The following is a 16,966-nucleotide window of genomic DNA, read 5'->3' on the forward strand; positions in this document are numbered from 1 at the left end:
CAGTCATTGTCAAGCCTCTCCAAGCGCTTGCTTGGACGCGCATCGCCAGCGGGCGGCCGCCTTGTCCGCAGACCTCTCGGCCGTCATTCCGGGGCGGCGCGAAGCGACGAGCCCGGACTCCATAGTCACGACATGTCGTGTGGCGAAGACACGCGCCACAGCCATCCGGCGCCACACTCCGGTTCGTGGCTATGGAGTCCGGGCTCGCGCTTACGCGCGCCCCGGAATGACTGCGCGGAAAGAGCGGGGTCTCCAATCGCAGCCCGCGCGCAGCATCGCGGACCGCGACCCTGGATGAGCGAAAAGCCTGCGCGCGTTCTGCGCGCACGCGGTCGCTCATCCGGGCCACGCGAGCTGCGTAGCCGCGCGCCGTCGCGTTCTCTGCTCAGGTGAAATCGAGCACCACGCGGCCGTCGATCTTGCCGGCCTTCATGCGGTCGAAAATCGTGTTGATCTCCGACAGCGGCGCCGTGGTCACCTCGGCCTTGACCTTGCCTTCGGCGGCAAAGGCGATGGCCTCGTCGAGGTCGCGCCTTGTACCGACGATCGAGCCGCGCACGGTGATACGCTTCAGTACGACATCGAAGATCGGCGTCGGGAATTCGCCCGGCGGCAGGCCGACCAGGCTGACGGTGCCCTTGCGGCGGACCATCTTGAGCGCCTGGGCAAAGGCCGGCGTCGACACCGCCGTGACCAGCACGCCATGAGCCCCTCCCCCGGTGATCGCTATGACGCGTTCAACGGCATCCTTGTCGAGCGCGTTGACGGCGTGCTCGGCGCCTGCCTCGAGCGCCAGCTTCAGCTTGTCCTCGGCGATATCCAGCCCGATGGCCTTCAGTCCCATCGCCTTCGCATACTGGATCGCGACATGGCCGAGACCACCGACGCCTGAGATCACGACCCATTCCCCGGGACGCGCATCGGTCTCCTTCAGGCCCTTGTAGGTCGTGACACCGGCGCACAGGATCGGCGCGATCTTCGCGAAGTTCACGTTGGCCGGCAGGCGCGCGGCGAAGGCTGCGGATGCGATGACATATTCGGCGAAGCCGCCATTCACGCTGTAGCCGGTGTTGTGCTGATGCTCGCACAAGGTCTCCCAGCCCGTCTCGCAATATTCACAGCGCAGGCAGGCGTCGTGCAGCCAGGCCACGCCGACGGCATCGCCGACCTTGAAGTCGGTGACACCAGCTCCCAGCGCGGCAACGATGCCGGCCGCCTCATGACCGGGAATGAACGGCGGCACAGGCTTCACTGGCCAGTCACCAGAGGCGGCGTGAAGGTCGGTATGACACACGCCGCAAGCCTTCAGCTTGACCAGCAATTCGCCAGGACCCGGCACCGGAACCGGAACGTCCTCGATGACGAGCGGCTTGCCGAAGGCTTTGACGATTGCGGCTTTCATGGTCTGCATCTGTCTGCTCCTCATGTTGAGGCGCAAACTAACGAAGGCCGGGTATCTCGGTCTTGATCGGTGTCAAACACTGCTGCTGCAGGTTTGAGCAACATGTAACAGTTTCATGTCAACGCCGATGTCTTGTGTCGTTACGCGTGAAACTTCAGGCCATCGACGATCTTGTCGATCACCTTGCGCTCGGCACGACACGCCAAGCCCACAAGATTGAGGTCAGCGCGCGCAACAGCCTTCACCGCGGCGCGGTTGGCTTCATCATGCGTCGTCTTGAACATGTCCTCGGTGTAGAGCGCCGGCTTCACGCCGCGCGACAGTGCGCGGTCGAGGGCGCGTGCCATGGCCGCGCGATCCGGTGCGCCATAGATCAGGATCGGCTGGCCGATCAGCGCGTGATAGCTCGTCGCCGAGCCATCCTCATAAGGCACACCGATACACTCGGGAAACGCTGCGGCAATGCCACTGGCAAGGAAGGCGGATACGTTCAGCTTCTGCCAGGCTTCGAGATCGTTGCGAATGATCAGCGCGATCTTGGTGTCGAATTGCATGTCACGTCCATGTTCCAGACAAGCGAACGCCCAGAATAGCTGAGCATTCCGGGCGTGAAGCATCCAGACGAGATGGGGTGGAGGCTGGGACGGGACCGACAGCCTCTGGTCTGCTCGTCATCAGCCCTTGGCGTCGCACACCCAGGCGCGGATCACGCATTCCTTGCCGCCATATTTGTAGCATTCGCGGGTCGCCTCGTTGAGCGAGGTCGAGATCTTCGGCCGCACGGCATAGCCATGCGGGCCGCAGGGATTGGTGAGGTCGACGGCGAATGCGGCGCAGGCCTTCTTCATCGTCACGGCGGTGCACTCGCCCTTGCACTGCTTGAGGGCCGCGGCCTTGGCGAGGTGCTCCGCCGGATAGTCGAAGGCCTGGCCATAAGCGGCGCACTGGCCGATGGCGAAGGCGCCAGCGGCATGAGCCGGGCTGATAGCGCCGGTGCTCGCGACGCGCGCGGCTCCCACGAGCACGGTCAGTCCGAATGCAAACAGCGCGAACCGTCGCGCGGCGGTCGAAACGATCACTTTTTCCTCCCCCGAGGCCCAATACGGCAAATCTAGCCGGGGGACGTTGAAACTTGGTGAATGAGAGGTTGAGGACGGCGAGGCACGTCCTCTCCGCCGTCATTCCGGGGCATGCGCGCGCAAAATGGCGAAGCCATTTTGAGGCAGCGCGAATGGGCCCGGAATCCATAGCCACCGGTGGATGGTGCAAGACGCGCTCCGAACCACCAGCGTGCCTCACATGGCGTCCTGTGGTTATGGATTCCGGGCTCGCGCTGCGCGCGCCCCGGAATGACGCGGAAAGAGCGTGACCCGCATACGGGGGCCGACTTACCCACGCCGCGCGGCTTCCAGGGCTTGGGGGGTGTCGATGTCGAGGAAGGCGCTGTCGCCGTCGACGGGCACTTCGGCGACGGCCTCGCTGTGCCTGGCGATCAGGTGGCGCGCGCCGACGTCGCCGTCGAGCGTCATCAGCTCGGCGAAGAAGCGGCGCGACCACAGCACCGGATTGCCGCGGCGCCCTTCAGAGACCGGCACGACGATCAAATTGCCGCGATCCGGCGCGAAGGCGCCGATCAGGCGATCGAGCAGATCGGAGGACACCATCGGCATGTCGCCGAGGCAGACCACGGCGCCATCAATGCCCTCCGGCACCGCGGCAATGCCGGATTTCACCGAGCTGGCGAGCCCGCCGGCAAAATCGGGGTTGCGGACGAAGCGGACGTCGAGATCGGACAGCGCCTGCTCGACCAGCTCGGCCTGGTGGCCGGTCACGACGATCACCTCGCTGGCCTTCGAGGCCAGCGCCTGCTCGGTCACGATCCGCACCAGCTTCCTGCCGTCGAGCTCGGCCAAGAGCTTGTTCGGCCCGCCCATGCGGGTCGAGCGTCCCGCGGCGAGCACCACCGCGGCCACCTTGTGTTCGCTCACGGCTTCCTCCGGCTTGGCGCGCGGCTGCGGCCGCGTCACGATTTCCATCAGCAAGCCGCCGACGCCCATCGCGGTGAGCTCGGCGCGCGTGACCTTGATGCCGGCCAAGAGCCGCATCAGCACCCAGTCGAAGCCGTTCTCGGCCGGCGAGCGCGCACAGCCTGGCGCGCCCAGCACCGGCACGCCGCCGGCGCTGCCGATCAGCAGCAGATTGCCGGGATCGACCGGCATGCCGAAATGCGCGATGGCGCCGCCGATGCCGGTGATGGCAGCCGGGATCACGTCGCGGCGGTCGGCGATCGCGGAAGCGCCGAACACGATGACGAGCTCGGCGCCGAGCGCCAGCAGCTGCTTGATCGCTTCAGCCAGCGCGGCCTGCTCATGCGGCACCCGGCGTTCGGCGATGATGGCAGCGCCGGCCGGCGCCAGCCGCTCGGCGGTCACGCGCAGCGTCTTGTCGATGACCTTCGGCGCCAGCCCGGGAAGCAGCGTCGAGACCACGCCGACGCGCTTGACGACATAGGGCGCGATGCGGAGCGCGTCCTTGCCTGCCGCCGCCACGGCGGCATCGCGCAGGCGGCCTTCGACGCCGAACGGGATCAGCTTGACGGTGCCGACCATCTCGCCTTCGACCACCGCCTTGTAGGCCGGCAAGGTCGCGACGGTGATGGCCTCGTCGACCTCGTTGATGCGGTCGACTGCGGCGCGGTCGACGACCAGCACGCCGGCATGCGCCGCGAACAGATTGGCGCGGCCGGTGAAGGCACGGTCGACGTGAATGCCCTCGCCCGCCACGACCTTGGCGACGTCAGCCGCCGCCTCGTCCTCCGAGACGTCGCCCGGCTCGAGCCGGACGACGACGATCTCCCTGACGCCTTCCCTGACCAGCGCCTCGACTTCGGCGGGACCGATCAAGGTGCCCTTCTTGAGCACCAATGATCCCTTGCGCAGGGTGTGAACCGTCACCCCGCCGATCGCCTCAGCCGGACTGGCAGGACCGAACTTCATGCCGCCTGCTCTTTTTCCTTGGCTGGCAAACGCAAGGTGGCGGTGATCTCGGCCATGATCGAGACTGCGATCTCCGACGGCGACACCGCGCCGATGGCGAGCCCGATCGGCGCATGGATGCGGGCGATGTCGGCATCGCTGGCACCTTGCGCGCGCAGACGGTCGCCGCGCTTGGCGTGCGTCTTCCGCGAGCCCAGCGCGCCGATGTAGAAGCAGTCGCGCGCAAAGGCGTGCAGCAGGGCCGGATCATCGATCTTGGGATCGTGCGTCAGCGCGACGAACGCGGTGTAGCGATCGACGTTGAGCGGCGACAGCGCCACGTCGGGCCATTCGGCAATCAGCGGCACGTCGGGGAAACGCTCGGGACTGGCGAAGGCCGTGCGCGGGTCGATGACGGTCACGTCATAGCCGAGCGACTTGGCGATCGGCGCCAAGGCCTGGCTGATATGGACGGCGCCGACGATCACGAGCCGCGCCGTCGGCGCGTAGACATTCAGGAACAGCCGTTTGCCGCCAGCCTCGACCATGCCGCTCTTGCCCATCCGCAGCTGCGTGGACAATTCGTTGCGCAAGGGATCGGCAGCGATGTCGGCGGCCTTGACCAGGCGTTGCTCTCCGGAAGCGACGTCGGTGACGAGGATGGCCGCGCGGCGCGCGGCGCGCTCGACATTGAGCTGGGCAAGCGTTGCAAGCTGCATCTCTCAGCCCACCTTCTCGACGAACACGCGGATGGTGCCGCCACAGGACAGCCCGACATTCCAGGCGGTCTCGTCGGCGACGCCGAACTCCAGCATCTTGGGCTGGCCGCTGGAGATCACGTCGAGCGCCTCTGTCACGACCGCGCCCTCCACGCAGCCGCCGGACACCGAGCCCAGGAAGGTGCCGTCATCATTGATGACGAGGTTGGAGCCGACCGGGCGTGGCGCCGAGCCCCACGTCTCGACCACCGTAGCGAGCGCGACGCCGTGGCCGGATTTATGCCAGTCCTCCGCGGCCTTGAGGATGTCTTCGTCACGGTTGAGCATGGCTGTCTCCTTCGGAAGGACGTGCCTCAGGCGGCGGGCCGGATCACGCGGCTGATGTGCGGCGGGAGCGGCGATGACAGCGCCGAGATCAGCGTCTCGATCGAGGTCAAGTTATGTACGGGGCGGAATTCGTCAACGTGGGGCAGCATGGTTTTGATGCCCTGCGCCTTGGCCTCGAACCCCGAATAGCGCAGCAGCGGGTTGAGCCAGATCAGCCGGCGGCAGGAGCGGTGCAGCCGGTCCATCTCGAAGGCGAGCTTGCTGTCGGCCTCGCGCTCCAGCCCGTCGGAGATCAGGAGAACGATCGCGCCCTGCCCGAGCACGCGGCGCGCCCATTGCTTGTTGAAGGTCTGCAGCGAGGTCGCGATTCTCGTGCCGCCGGCCCAGTCCTCGACATTGGCCGAGCAGCTCGCCAGCGCCTCGTCGGGGTCGCGCTGCCGCAGCGCCCGCGTGACGTTCGTCAGCCGGGTGCCGAACAGGAACACTGAGACGCGCTTGCGCGCGTCGGTGATGGCATGCAGGAAATGCAGGAACAGGCGGGTGTACTCGCTCATCGAGCCGGAGATGTCGAGCAGCGCCACAATCGGCGCCGGCTTCTCGATTCTCCCTAAGCGATGGAAATTGATGATCTCGCCCTCGGTGCGCAGCGCCTGCCGCAGCGTCTTGCGCATGTCGATGCGATGTCCCCGCGGATCGGCGGTGTGGCGGCGGGTCTTCAGCTCGGCCTGCGGCAGCCGCATCTTGGCGATGGCGCGCGCGACCTCGGCGATCTCGGCCGCGCTCATCTGCGCAAAGTCCTTTTTCTGCAGCACCTCGCGGTCGGACACCGCCAGCCGCAGCTCCTGTTCCTGGGCTTTCGGCTCCTCATGCGTCTGCGGCTGCGACATCGCCTCCTGCACCCGGCGCGAGGCCGGCGGCGGCTTCTTCTTGGCGTGGTCCGGCAGCGGCACCGAATCGAGCATCGACTTCCATTCCTCGGCGGGACGGAAGAACAGGTCGAAGGCCTGGGCGAAGATCAGCGCATGCTCGTGGCGCTTGACGAAGATCGATTCGAGCGTGGTGAACACGTCGGAACGTTTGCCGATGTCGATGACCTCGAGCGCGGACATGGCATCGATGACGGCGCCGGGGCCGACGGGCAGCCCGGCGGCGCGCAAGGCCCGCGCGAAGCCCGCGATGTTGTCGGCGATGCCGCCGGTCGGCGGCGCGAGGTGATTGATGCTGGTGGGCACGGCTCTATCCCCTCGTCATTCCGGGACATGCGAAGCATGGGCCCGGAATCCATAACCACGATCGCGAGTATGGATTCCGGGCTCGCCCTCCGGGCGCCCCGGAATGACGACCTTTGTTGTTGCGCGACCTCGGCTCAAGTCTCGCTGGTCGCGTCCTTGATCACCTTCTGCAACGCATCGCCCTGCATCCGGGCGATGTCGTCCTGATACTTCAACAGCGCGCCCAGCGTGTCGCCGACGACCTCGGCATTGAGCGAGCGCGCGTCGAGCTCGGTCAGTGCGGTCGCCCAGTCCAGCGTCTCGGCGACGCCCGGCGACTTGTAGAAGTCCTGGTCACGCAGCGCCTGCACGAACCGCACGACCTGCTGCGACAGCCGCTGCGAGATGCCGGGCAGCCGCGTCCTGACGATGGCGAGCTCGCGCTCGGCGGAGGGATAGTCGACCCAGTGATACAGGCAGCGCCGCTTGAGCGCGTCGTGGATCTCGCGCGTGCGGTTGGAGGTGATGATGACGATCGGCGGATGCGGCGCCTTGACGGTGCCGAACTCGGGGATCGTGACCTGGAAGTCGGAGAGGATCTCCAGCAGATAGGCCTCGAACGCCTCGTCGGCACGGTCGAGTTCGTCGATCAGCAGCACCGGCGCGCCGGCGACATCCGGCTCCAGCGCCTGCAGCAGCGGGCGCTTGATCAGAAAGCGGTCGGCGAAGATGTCCGACGTCAGCTGGTCACGATCGACATCGCCGCCGGCTTCCGCCAGCCGGATCGCGATCATCTGCGCCGCCGAATTCCACTCGTAGACCGCTGAGGAGACGTCGAGGCCTTCATAGCACTGCAGGCGGATCAGCTTCCGCCCCAGCGCCGCCGACAGCACCTTGGCGATCTCGGTCTTGCCGACGCCGGCCTCGCCTTCGAGGAACAGCGGCCGGCCCATGCGCAGCGACAGATAGGTCACCGTCGCCAGCGCCCGCTCGGCCAGATAGCCGCGCGAGGACAACAATTCGAGCATCGCATCGACGGATGCTGGCAGGGCCGGAGCACTCATGGGCGGGACCGCTTCCTTCGGCTTCACGCTGATGTCACGAAGCCGGAGCCTCCGGTTCGGCGGCTCCTTCCGATCCAGACGTGGTCTTGGCCCCGGCATTGGCGGCATCGACCGCGCGGCGCGCGAGCACGCCGATCAGGTGGGCGCGATATTCGGCGCTGCCGTGGATGTCGCTGTTGAGGCCGTCGGCCGAGACCGCAATGCCGTCCAGCACCTTCGGCGAGAAGCGCTTCTGCAGCGCCTCCTCGAAGGCGGTCACGCGAAACACGCCATTGCCGCCGGCGCCAGTGACGGCGACGCGGACGTCCGACGGACGCCGCGCGACGAACACGCCGACCAGCGCGTAGCGCGAGGCCTGGTTGCGGAATTTCACGTAGGCGGCCTTCTTGGCCAGCGGGAAGCTCACCTTGGTGATGATCTCGTCCGGCTCCAGCGCGGTCGTGAACAGGCCCTGGAAGAACTCCTCGGCCTTCAGCTTGCGCTTGTTGGTGACGATGGTCGCGCCGAGCGCGAGGCAGGCGGCGGGATAATCCGCGGTCGGATCGTTGTTGGCGATCGAGCCGCCGATGGTGCCGCGATGGCGCACCGCGGGGTCGCCGATCAGGCCGGCGAGATGCGCCAGCGCCGGAATTGCCTCACCCACCGTGGCGGAGTTCGCCACCTCGGCGTGACGCGCCATGGCGCCGATCACGAGGTTGCGGCCCTTCACCTCGATCGTGTCGAGGCCTTCGACATGGGAGAGATCGACCAGATGCGGGGGGCTCGCGAGCCGCTGCTTCATGACCGGCACCAGCGTGTGGCCGCCCGCGACCAGCTTGGCGTCCTCGTTCTTGGTGAGCAGATTGGCGGCCTGGCGCACGGTGGCCGGCCGATGATATTTGAATTCGTACATGGAAATGTCCTGTGCGCGGCGGGGCGACTGAGGCGGGATCCGACGTTTAGGCGAGGTCCGACTTGGCCATCGCCTTGGCGCCGGCGGCAATCGATTGGACGATGTTCTGATAGCCGGTGCAGCGGCAGAGATTACCCTCGAGCTCCTCGCGGATGGTCTCGTCGCTGAGGTCGTGGCCCTTGCGGTGCACGAGGTCGACCGCGGTCATGATCATGCCGGGCGTGCAGAAGCCGCATTGCAGACCATGGTGCTCGCGAAACGCTTCCTGCATCGGATGCAGCGGCGCGCCATCAGCAGCCAGCCCCTCGATGGTTCTCACCTCGTGACCATCGGCCATCACAGCCAAGGTCGTGCAGGACTTCACGGCCTTGCCATCGAGATGGACGACGCAGGCGCCGCATTGCGAGGTGTCGCAGCCGACATGCGTGCCGGTGAGGCGCAGGTTCTCGCGCAGGAACTGCACGAGCAGCGTCCGCGGGTCGACATTTGCCGTGACGGGATTACCGTTCACAATCATGGAAATCTTGGCCATTCAGGACTCTCTATTATCCGCGCACAGCGTTGCACTGCAGCGCAGCCCAGCAAAATCAGTCGAAAACCATCATATGGGCGCTCCCGGCGGCGGGCAACCTCGGCCCCGGCAGCGCATAGGTCCGTTGCGGTGAGGCCTGGCCCGCCGGCCCAAGCCCGTCCCTCAACAACGCTCAGCCTTGGACGGCCTTGGCAAAGTTTGCGAAGAATTCGTCGGCCAGTTTCTTGGCCGTACCGTTGATAAGGCGCTGGCCGAGCTGCGCCAGTTTGCCGCCGATCTGCGCCTCGACGTTGTAGGTCAGCAAGGTGCCGCCGTCCTTCTCCGCGAGCGCGACGACCGCGCCACCCTTGGCGAAACCCGCGACGCCGCCCTCGCCTTCACCGGAGATCTTGTAGCCGTTCGGCGGGTCGAGATCGCTCAGGGTGACCTTGCCCTTGAAGCGCGCCGAGACCGGTCCGACCTTCATCTTGGCGACGGCACGAAGACCACCATCCTCGGTCCTCTCCAGTTCCTCGCAACCGGGAATGCAGGTCTTGAGGACCTCCGGATCATTCAGCTTGTCCCAGACCTGCTCGCGCGGAGCGGCCAGCTGGACCTCGCCCGTCATCGTCATTGCCATGAGCATCTCCCCCGGATTGGCGCGGTTAGAGGCATTCAAGTAAAGCACCGAACGCCCAAAAGAAAGGGCGAGCAGCGCCCGGAAGCGTTGCAGAAAAGCGGGAGCACCGCAGCAATCCGGATCTCGCCGGCCTCCGGTTTTGATTGGCAGACGGCGCCCGCGATGGTTAGTTCGCCATCGAATCTGCACGATTCACCCGGCGAACCAGCCGCCCGCGACAAGGATTCCGCCCATGCCGATGATCGATGCCGACGGATGCCTGCTGAATGTCACCGTCGAGGGCCGCGATGGCGGGCCGACCCTGATGCTGTCGAACTCGCTCGGCTCGACCCTGCAGATGTGGGAGCCGCAGATGCGCGCCTTCACGCAGGTGTTTCGCGTCATCCGCTATGACCGCCGCGGCCATGGCAAGTCACAGGTCACCCCCGGCCCCTACTCCATCGAGCGATTCGGGCGCGATGCCCTGGCTGTTCTCGACGACCTCAACATCGAGAAGGTGCACTGGTGCGGCATCTCGATGGGCGGCATGGTCGGGCAGTGGCTCGCGGCCCACGCCCCCGCGCGGATCGGCAAGCTCGTGCTCGCCAACACCACCTGCTACTACCCCGATCCGGCGATCTGGGATGCGCGGATCAAGGCGGTCAAGGACGGCGGGCTCGCTGCCGTCGCCGACGCGGTCATCGCCGGCTGGCTGACGGAGGAGTTTCGCGGTCAACATCCGGATATCGCCGATCGCATGAAGGCGATGCTGCTGGCGACTCCGGTCGAGGGTTATCTCGCGAGCTGCGAGGCCTTGAGCAGGCTCGATCTGCGCGACGATCTGCAGAGCATCAGGAGCCCGACGCTGGTCGTGGCCGGCCGCTACGACAAATCGACGCCGATCTCGATGGCGGAAGCGATTCGCAGCCGCATCACCGGTGCCAGCATGACCATCGTCGACGCCGCGCACATCTCGAACGTCGAAGCGGCGGGCCCGTTCAACGACGCCGTGCTGGGCTTTCTGACGCAGCGCTGATCACGTGCTGGGCTGGGCCGAATGCTCAGCGGTCATGGCCGGGGCCGCTGTCTGGGACGACGAACTCGCCGGCGCCGCCGGCTTCTCCACCAGCATGACGATGGCCGTTCCCAGCAGCATCAGCAGTTCGGTGGCATGCAGGCGCAGCGCCTGCGGCTCGCCGACCTTCGCCGCCATGATCATGCTGAAGAAGGCGAGCATGCTGCCGAGGCCGAGCCCGATCGACAGCGCCTCGACATAGCCCGCCACTTTTCGGACCCGCGGTACGAGGATCAGCACCAGGAACATCGCGAAGAAGCCTGCGACCGTCAGTCGCGCCAGCGCGAGCAGCCAGGCGGCCCGCACCGTCTCGATACCCGACAGATGCAGGTGGTCGCTGATGAACAGCGCGACCGCGATATTCGGCCGCGCGAACAGCGCCTGGATCGGCGACACCATGATCTGGAAGGCGATGACGGTCCAGGCCGGAACGAAATACAGCGCCAGCAGCACCCCGTTCAAACAGCTGAGCCGCCAATTCCTGATCACGCAATTTTTGATCATCCCACGCCCGCCTTTGCATCCCGCGACCCGCTCGTTCGGCGGGTTCCAGACGTGCTAACGCGCGGCAAATGCACCGGGCAATTTAAACCCTTTGTTTACCTTAACGGGCCGGCCCCGCTCCGGGCCCGGCTAGCTCCCGAAGCCCGTCGCTCGCATGAGCGACAGCCGAAGCCGAAAGGGCGCAAGCTGCGGCTCATCCGGATCTACGGCGCAACTCATGCGGGAACCGCCCGGCCATGGAACCCGCGCCATCAAAGCAGGCGGGATAAGCCCGCAATTGTGGCACTGCACGCTGTTGCGGCACCCGGTTCCGAGCTGTTAGTACTTGACCACGCGCCGCCTTCGGCCGCGGATGCGGGATGCATCCGTTCCGCAAGGCCCCCGCCGCGTTGCGAACCGGTCTCGGAAGTTCCTGTCTCGGCAGTCTCAAACGGCAGTTCATGGATTATTTCGCACAGCAGCTCATCAACGGCCTCGTCCTCGGCTCGATCTACGGCCTGATCGCCATCGGATACACCATGGTCTACGGCATCGTCGGCATGATCAATTTTGCCCATGGCGACGTCTTCATGATCGGCGGCTTCATCGCACTGATCTCGTTCCTGGTCCTGGTGTCGATCGGCCTCACTGTGGTCCCGGTCATCCTGCTGATCGTGCTGCTGGTCTCCATGGCCATCACCGCGCTGTATGGCTGGACCATCGAGCGTATCGCCTATCGGCCGCTGCGGCATTCCTTCCGGCTGGCGCCGATGCTGTCGGCGATCGGCATGTCGTTCGTGCTGACGAACTTCTCGCAGGTCTCGCAGGGCGCGCGCGTCAAGCCGGTGCCGCCGATCGTCACCGGCGGCTACACCCTGCACGAGGGCGCGAGCGGCTTCGTGGTTCAGCTCTCCAACATCCAGATCGTCGTCGTGATCACGACCATCGTGCTGCTGGGGCTATTCACCTGGCTGGTGTCGCGCACACGGCTCGGCCGCGACATGCGCGCCTGCGAGCAGGACCAGACCATGGCGGCGCTGCTCGGCGTCGACGTCGACCGCACCATCTCGATGACCTTCGTGATCGGCGCTGCGCTCGCTGCCGTCGCCGGCATGATGTACCTGCTGTATTACGGCCTGGTCGATTTCTTCATGGGCTTCGTCGCCGGCATCAAGGCGTTCACGGCGGCGGTGCTCGGCGGCATCGGCTCGCTGCCGGGCGCGATGCTCGGCGGTCTCGCCATCGGCTTGATCGAGACGTTCTGGTCGGCCTATTTCTCCGTCGAATACAAGGACGTCGCAGCGTTCTCGATCCTCATCGTGGTGTTGATCTTCCTGCCCACCGGCCTCTTGGGCCGGCCGGAAGTCGAAAAAGTCTGATGATGGAGCCCGTGTGAGCGCGTCCCCTCCCGCCTCTTCGCCTGCCGCTTCGAATGGCTCCGAGCCCATCGGAGCCGCGTTCATCCTCAGGAAGGCCGTCCTCAGCGCGCTGGTCGCTCTCGGCCTGTTCTCGCTGATGGTCGGTGTCCGCACCGAAGCCGGCCAGAGCGGCCAGTTGGAGTACTGGACCCGCTTCGGCGAGCTCGCCAGCCTGGTGGGCGCGGTGTTCGTCGGCTCGATCGTGGTCGAGCTGCTGCGGCTCTGGCTCGGCCCGCGCGGCGGGCTGGGCAGCTTCGTGCCGTCCTCCGTCAACAGCGGCCTGTCGGTTGCCGGCCGCTACGTCGCGCCGGCGCTGCTGATCTTCACCTTCCTCGTGCCGGTGATCTTCTACAATCAGCGCTACATTCTCGACCTCGGCATCCTCGTCCTCACCTATGTGATGCTCGGCTGGGGCCTCAACGTCGTGGTCGGCCTCGCCGGCCTGCTCGACCTCGGATATGTCGCCTTCTACGCCGTCGGCGCCTACTCCTACGGCCTGCTGTCGACCACGTTCGGGCTGTCGTTCTGGATCTGCCTGCCGCTCGCCGGCATCCTCGCCGCGTTCTGGGGCGTGCTGCTCGGCTTCCCCGTGCTGCGGCTGCGCGGCGACTATCTCGCCATCGTCACCTTGGCGTTCGGCGAGATCATTCGCCTGGTGCTGATCAACTGGCAGGACGTCACCGGCGGTCCCAACGGCGTCTCGGGAATCCCGCGGCCGAGCCTGTTCGGCATTCCGCTGACGCCGGGCCCGGACGGTCTCGCCGCCCTGCTCGGCATTCCGTTCTCGCCGACGCATCGCATCGTGTTCCTGTTCTATCTGATCCTGGCGCTGGCGCTGCTGACCAACTGGGTCACGATCCGGCTGCGCCGGCTGCCGATCGGGCGGGCCTGGGAAGCGCTGCGCGAGGACGAGGTCGCCTGCCGCGCGCTCGGCATCAACATCACGACCACCAAGCTGACGGCGTTCGCGACCGGCGCCATGTTCGGCGGCTTCGCTGGCGCCTTCTTCGCCACCCGCCAGGGCTTCATCAGCCCGGAATCCTTCACTTTCCAGGAATCGGCGCTGGTGCTCGCGATCGTCGTGCTTGGCGGCATGGGATCGCAGCTCGGCGTGGCGCTGGCCGCGCTCGCGATGATCGGCGGCTTCGAGCTGTTCAGGAGCCTCGAGGTCTACCGCATGCTGGTGTTCGGTCTCGCCATGGTGCTGGTGATGATCTGGCGTCCCCGCGGCATCGTCGGCCACCGCTCGCCGACCGTGTTCCTCGAAAAATCCAAGAGCATCTCTTCGGACCTCGTCAAGGAAGGCCACGGATGAGCTCCGCTCCCATTCTCGCGCTCGAAAACCTCACCATGCGCTTCGGCGGCATCGTTGCCGTCAATGCGCTGTCGTTTTCCGCGGCGCGCGGGCAGATCACGGCGCTGATCGGCCCCAACGGCGCTGGCAAGACCACCGTGTTCAACTGCATCACCGGCTTCTACAAGCCGACCTCCGGCGTCATCCGCCTGACGCATGACGACGGCACGCAGTTCGAGATGCAGAAGCTGAAGGACTTCAACATCTCCAAGCAGGCCAAGGTGGCGCGCACGTTCCAGAACATCCGGCTGTTTCCAGGCATGACGGCGCTCGAGAACCTGATGGTCGCGCAGCACAACGCGCTGATGCGCGCGTCGGGCTTCACCCTGCTCGGCCTGCTCGGCGTGCCGTCCTGGCGCGCCGCCGAGAAGAGCGCGATCGACAACGCGGTGTTCTGGCTGAAGCGCGTCGGCCTGCTCGACCGCGCCGACGATGCCGCCGGCAATTTCGCCTATGGCGACCAGCGGCGGCTCGAGATCGCCCGCGCGATGTGCACGGCGCCATCCTTGCTGTGCCTCGACGAGCCGGCCGCCGGTCTCAACGCCCGCGAGAGCGGCGCCTTGAGCGAGCTGCTGCTGTCGATCCGGTCCGACCATGGCACGTCGATCCTGCTGATCGAGCACGACATGAGCGTGGTGATGGAGATCTCCGACCGCGTCGTCGTGATGGACTACGGCGTCAAGATCGCCGAGGGCACGCCGCGCGAGATCCGCGACGATCCGAAGGTCATCGCCGCCTATCTCGGCACCGACGAGGAAGAGGCCGCGGCCGTGCTGGAGGCCGAAGCGTGAGCGCTCCCCTGCTCGAGATCCGCAATCTGCGCGCCTCCTATGGCAAGATCGAAGCGCTGAAAGGCGTCGACCTCAACATCAAGGCCGGCGAGATCGTCGCGCTGATCGGTGCCAATGGCGCCGGCAAATCGACCCTGATGATGTCGATCTTCGGCCGCCCCCGCGCCAGTTCCGGCCACATCGTCTATGACGGCAGCGATATCACCCAGGTGCCGACACATCTGATCGCGCGGCTCAAGATCGCCCAGTCGCCCGAAGGCCGCCGGATCTTCCCGCGCATGAGCGTTGCGGAAAATCTGCAGATGGGCGCGGATGCCGGCGGCACCACGGAAGCGCAGCGTGCCGACGCGCTGGAGCGCGTATTCGCGCTTTTCCCGCGGCTGAAGGAACGCGTCGACCAGCGCGGCGGCACGCTGTCCGGCGGCGAGCAGCAGATGCTGGCGATCGGACGGGCGCTGATGAGCCGGCCGCGGCTGCTGCTGCTCGACGAGCCCTCGCTCGGCCTCGCGCCGCTGATCGCACGCCAGATCTTTGACGCCATCCGCACCCTCAACCGGCAGGACGGACTGACCGTCCTGATCGTCGAGCAGAACGCCAATCATGCACTGAAGCTCGCTCATCGCGGCTACGTGCTGGTCAACGGCATGATCACCCTGTCGGGCACCGGCACGGAACTGCTGCAGCGGCCGGAAATCCGCGCCGCCTATCTCGAGGGTGGCCGCCACTGAGGCGGCCCTCGCTGCGAGGGCGAAAACCCGGCCGAAATGGCCTTAGTCCTTCGTCGGCGGGACAAAAAAGGCCGGTGACTTCGGCGGAAAATCAGCCACAATGCGCGCGGTCTGCGGCCCGCCGTTCGGGCCGTTCCGTGTCGACCTACCCCGCGAGGATTTCTCATGAAACCACTCAAACTCATTGGTCTGGCTCTTGGCGCCACGCTTGCGCTCTCGACCGCGGCTCGCGCCGAAGACATCACCATCGCCGTGGCCGGCCCGATGACCGGCGGCGAGTCGGCCTTCGGCCGCCAGATGCAGAACGGCGCCGAGATGGCGATCGCCGATCTCAATGCTGCCGGCGGCGTGCTCGGCAAGAAGCTCGCGCTGCAGGTGGGTGACGATGCCTGCGATCCGAAGCAGGCCCGCTCGGTCGCCGAGAAGCTCGCCGGCTCCGGCATTCCGTTCGTCGCCGGCCATTTCTGCTCGTCGTCGTCGATCCCGGCCTCCGAGGCCTATGCTGACAGCAACGTCCTGCAGATCACGCCGGCCTCGACCAACCCGCTGTTCACCGAGCGCAAGCTCTGGAACGTCGCCCGCGTCTGCGGCCGTGACGACCAGCAGGGCCTGGTCGCCGCCAACTACATCGCGAAGAACTTCAAGGGCAAGAACATCGCGATTCTCAACGACAAGACCACCTACGGCAAGGGTCTCGCCGACGAGACCAAAAAGGCGCTCAACAAGGCCGGCGTCACCGAGAAGATGTTCGAGTCCTACAACAAGGGCGACAAGGACTTCAACGCGATCGTGTCGCGCCTGAAGCGTGACAACATCGACCTCGTCTATGTCGGCGGCTATCATCAGGAAGCCGGCCTGATCCTGCGTCAGATGCGTGACCAGGGTCTGAAGACCATCCTGATGGCCGGCGATGCGATGAACGACAAGGAATTCGCCTCGATCACCGGCCCGGCCGCCGAGGGCACGCTGTTCACCTTCGGTCCCGAGCCCCGCAACAAGCCGACCGCGAAGGCCATCGTCGAGAAGTTCAAGGCCAAGAACATCGACCCCGAGGGCTACACGCTCTACACCTACGCCACGATCCAGGTCTGGTCGCAGGCCGTCAAGAAGGCCAACACCACCGACGCCAAGAAGGTGATGGAGGTCATCAAGGCCGGCGAGTGGGACACCGTGCTGGGCAAGCTCGGCTTCGACGCCAAGGGCGACATCAAGCAGATCGACTACGTCGTCTACAAATGGGATGCCAAGGGCGGCTACGCCGAGCTCGGCGGCAAGGGCTCCTGATCAGCCCGCCTGAACGGCTTCGAGACCCCCGACACACAAACGCCCCGGTCAAACACCGGGGCGTTCTGCTGAGAGCTGGCAACAACTGCCTCGCCGTGGCGCACCGCCCTCTC

Annotated in this window: 18 protein-coding genes; 6 read left to right on the top strand and 12 right to left on the bottom strand. The window is 66.1% G+C overall.

Going from position 1 to position 16,966, the window contains the following annotated elements:
• Positions 1 to 385 precede the first annotated feature (385 nt).
• The 11 genes from adhP to QQL87_RS14385 all read right to left on the bottom strand — a co-directional run bounded on the left by adhP (position 386) and on the right by QQL87_RS14385 (position 9,741).
• A complete protein-coding gene (gene adhP, locus QQL87_RS14335) occupies positions 386 to 1,411 on the bottom strand; it encodes an alcohol dehydrogenase AdhP (protein ID WP_284419084.1) in 1,026 nt (341 codons plus the stop codon).
• Between the two features lie 131 nt (positions 1,412 to 1,542).
• On the bottom strand, positions 1,543 to 1,956 hold the full coding sequence (locus QQL87_RS14340) for a DUF2000 family protein (protein ID WP_284419083.1): 414 nt from the start codon (positions 1,954 to 1,956) through the stop codon (positions 1,543 to 1,545).
• A gap of 120 nt (positions 1,957 to 2,076) precedes the next feature.
• Positions 2,077 to 2,481, bottom strand: coding sequence for a DUF4189 domain-containing protein (locus QQL87_RS14345; protein ID WP_284419081.1), 405 nt, complete (start codon positions 2,479 to 2,481; stop codon positions 2,077 to 2,079).
• Positions 2,482 to 2,790: 309 nt separating this feature from the next.
• On the bottom strand, positions 2,791 to 4,398 hold the full coding sequence (locus QQL87_RS14350; protein WP_284419080.1) for an NTP transferase domain-containing protein: 1,608 nt from the start codon (positions 4,396 to 4,398) through the stop codon (positions 2,791 to 2,793).
• Positions 4,395 to 5,096: an XdhC family protein gene (locus QQL87_RS14355; protein WP_284419079.1), complete on the bottom strand. Its 702-nt coding sequence runs from the start codon at positions 5,094 to 5,096 to the stop codon at positions 4,395 to 4,397. Before QQL87_RS14355 ends, QQL87_RS14350 begins: the two co-directional genes overlap by 4 nt.
• 3 nt (positions 5,097 to 5,099) lie before the next feature.
• Complete coding sequence (locus QQL87_RS14360) at positions 5,100 to 5,423, bottom strand: XdhC family protein (protein ID WP_284419078.1); 324 nt, start codon at positions 5,421 to 5,423, stop codon at positions 5,100 to 5,102.
• Between the two features lie 26 nt (positions 5,424 to 5,449).
• Positions 5,450 to 6,655: a vWA domain-containing protein gene (locus tag QQL87_RS14365; protein WP_284419077.1), complete on the bottom strand. Its 1,206-nt coding sequence runs from the start codon at positions 6,653 to 6,655 to the stop codon at positions 5,450 to 5,452.
• A 134-nt stretch (positions 6,656 to 6,789) separates the two neighbouring features.
• Positions 6,790 to 7,698, bottom strand: coding sequence for an AAA family ATPase (locus QQL87_RS14370; RefSeq protein WP_284419076.1), 909 nt, complete (start codon positions 7,696 to 7,698; stop codon positions 6,790 to 6,792).
• A 34-nt stretch (positions 7,699 to 7,732) separates the two neighbouring features.
• A complete protein-coding gene (locus QQL87_RS14375) occupies positions 7,733 to 8,590 on the bottom strand; it encodes an FAD binding domain-containing protein (protein WP_284419075.1) in 858 nt (285 codons plus the stop codon).
• A 46-nt stretch (positions 8,591 to 8,636) separates the two neighbouring features.
• Positions 8,637 to 9,122 carry a (2Fe-2S)-binding protein gene (locus QQL87_RS14380; RefSeq protein WP_284419073.1) on the bottom strand — a complete coding sequence of 162 codons (486 nt, stop codon included), beginning with the start codon at positions 9,120 to 9,122 and terminating at the stop codon, positions 8,637 to 8,639.
• Between the two features lie 172 nt (positions 9,123 to 9,294).
• The gene (locus tag QQL87_RS14385; protein WP_284419072.1) at positions 9,295 to 9,741 is read right to left on the bottom strand and encodes an SRPBCC family protein; all 447 of its coding nucleotides are present in this window, start codon (positions 9,739 to 9,741) and stop codon (positions 9,295 to 9,297) included.
• A gap of 232 nt (positions 9,742 to 9,973) precedes the next feature.
• Here QQL87_RS14385 and pcaD point away from each other — a divergent pair, with 232 nt between their 5' ends.
• Positions 9,974 to 10,756 carry a 3-oxoadipate enol-lactonase gene (gene pcaD / locus QQL87_RS14390; RefSeq protein ID WP_284419071.1) on the top strand — a complete coding sequence of 261 codons (783 nt, stop codon included), beginning with the start codon at positions 9,974 to 9,976 and terminating at the stop codon, positions 10,754 to 10,756.
• On the opposite strand, the gene QQL87_RS14395 is transcribed toward pcaD, so the two are convergent.
• A complete protein-coding gene (locus tag QQL87_RS14395; protein ID WP_284419070.1) occupies positions 10,757 to 11,299 on the bottom strand; it encodes a hypothetical protein in 543 nt (180 codons plus the stop codon).
• 440 nt (positions 11,300 to 11,739) lie between these two features.
• Between QQL87_RS14395 and QQL87_RS14400 the strand changes: the two genes are divergently transcribed.
• From QQL87_RS14400 to QQL87_RS14420, 5 genes are all read left to right on the top strand, one after another.
• Positions 11,740 to 12,657, top strand: a complete 918-nt coding sequence (locus QQL87_RS14400) for an ABC transporter permease subunit (protein WP_284419069.1) — start codon at positions 11,740 to 11,742, stop codon at positions 12,655 to 12,657.
• Between the two features lie 13 nt (positions 12,658 to 12,670).
• Positions 12,671 to 14,011 carry a high-affinity branched-chain amino acid ABC transporter permease LivM gene (livM, locus tag QQL87_RS14405; RefSeq protein ID WP_284419068.1) on the top strand — a complete coding sequence of 447 codons (1,341 nt, stop codon included), beginning with the start codon at positions 12,671 to 12,673 and terminating at the stop codon, positions 14,009 to 14,011.
• The gene (locus QQL87_RS14410; RefSeq protein WP_284419067.1) at positions 14,008 to 14,841 is read left to right on the top strand and encodes an ABC transporter ATP-binding protein; all 834 of its coding nucleotides are present in this window, start codon (positions 14,008 to 14,010) and stop codon (positions 14,839 to 14,841) included. The genes livM and QQL87_RS14410 overlap by 4 nt, the downstream gene beginning before the upstream one ends.
• A complete protein-coding gene (locus tag QQL87_RS14415; RefSeq protein WP_284419066.1) occupies positions 14,838 to 15,569 on the top strand; it encodes an ABC transporter ATP-binding protein in 732 nt (243 codons plus the stop codon). The genes QQL87_RS14410 and QQL87_RS14415 overlap by 4 nt, the downstream gene beginning before the upstream one ends.
• Before the next feature lie 165 nt (positions 15,570 to 15,734).
• Positions 15,735 to 16,853, top strand: coding sequence for a branched-chain amino acid ABC transporter substrate-binding protein (locus QQL87_RS14420; RefSeq protein ID WP_284419065.1), 1,119 nt, complete (start codon positions 15,735 to 15,737; stop codon positions 16,851 to 16,853).
• Positions 16,854 to 16,966: the final 113 nt, after the last annotated feature.

Source organism: Bradyrhizobium sp. SSBR45G (assembly GCF_030159255.1).
Classification (GTDB): Bacteria; Pseudomonadota; Alphaproteobacteria; order Rhizobiales; family Xanthobacteraceae; genus Bradyrhizobium.

What these genes read in the sequence shown, in the direction of transcription:
- adhP (WP_284419084.1), bottom strand. Translation starts at nt 1,411, where the DNA reads ATGCAGACCATGAAAGCCGCAATCGTCAAAGCCTTCGGCAAGCCGCTC.
- QQL87_RS14340 (WP_284419083.1), bottom strand. Translation starts at nt 1,956, where the DNA reads ATGCAATTCGACACCAAGATCGCGCTGATCATTCGCAACGATCTCGAA.
- QQL87_RS14350 (WP_284419080.1), bottom strand. Translation starts at nt 4,398, where the DNA reads ATGAAGTTCGGTCCTGCCAGTCCGGCTGAGGCGATCGGCGGGGTGACG.
- QQL87_RS14355 (WP_284419079.1), bottom strand. Translation starts at nt 5,096, where the DNA reads ATGCAGCTTGCAACGCTTGCCCAGCTCAATGTCGAGCGCGCCGCGCGC.
- QQL87_RS14360 (WP_284419078.1), bottom strand. Translation starts at nt 5,423, where the DNA reads ATGCTCAACCGTGACGAAGACATCCTCAAGGCCGCGGAGGACTGGCAT.
- QQL87_RS14370 (WP_284419076.1), bottom strand. Translation starts at nt 7,698, where the DNA reads ATGAGTGCTCCGGCCCTGCCAGCATCCGTCGATGCGATGCTCGAATTG.
- QQL87_RS14375 (WP_284419075.1), bottom strand. Translation starts at nt 8,590, where the DNA reads ATGTACGAATTCAAATATCATCGGCCGGCCACCGTGCGCCAGGCCGCC.
- QQL87_RS14380 (WP_284419073.1), bottom strand. Translation starts at nt 9,122, where the DNA reads ATGGCCAAGATTTCCATGATTGTGAACGGTAATCCCGTCACGGCAAAT.
- QQL87_RS14385 (WP_284419072.1), bottom strand. Translation starts at nt 9,741, where the DNA reads ATGGCAATGACGATGACGGGCGAGGTCCAGCTGGCCGCTCCGCGCGAG.
- pcaD (WP_284419071.1), top strand. Translation starts at nt 9,974, where the DNA reads ATGCCGATGATCGATGCCGACGGATGCCTGCTGAATGTCACCGTCGAG.
- QQL87_RS14395 (WP_284419070.1), bottom strand. Translation starts at nt 11,299, where the DNA reads ATGATCAAAAATTGCGTGATCAGGAATTGGCGGCTCAGCTGTTTGAAC.
- QQL87_RS14400 (WP_284419069.1), top strand. Translation starts at nt 11,740, where the DNA reads ATGGATTATTTCGCACAGCAGCTCATCAACGGCCTCGTCCTCGGCTCG.
- QQL87_RS14410 (WP_284419067.1), top strand. Translation starts at nt 14,008, where the DNA reads ATGAGCTCCGCTCCCATTCTCGCGCTCGAAAACCTCACCATGCGCTTC.
- QQL87_RS14420 (WP_284419065.1), top strand. Translation starts at nt 15,735, where the DNA reads ATGAAACCACTCAAACTCATTGGTCTGGCTCTTGGCGCCACGCTTGCG.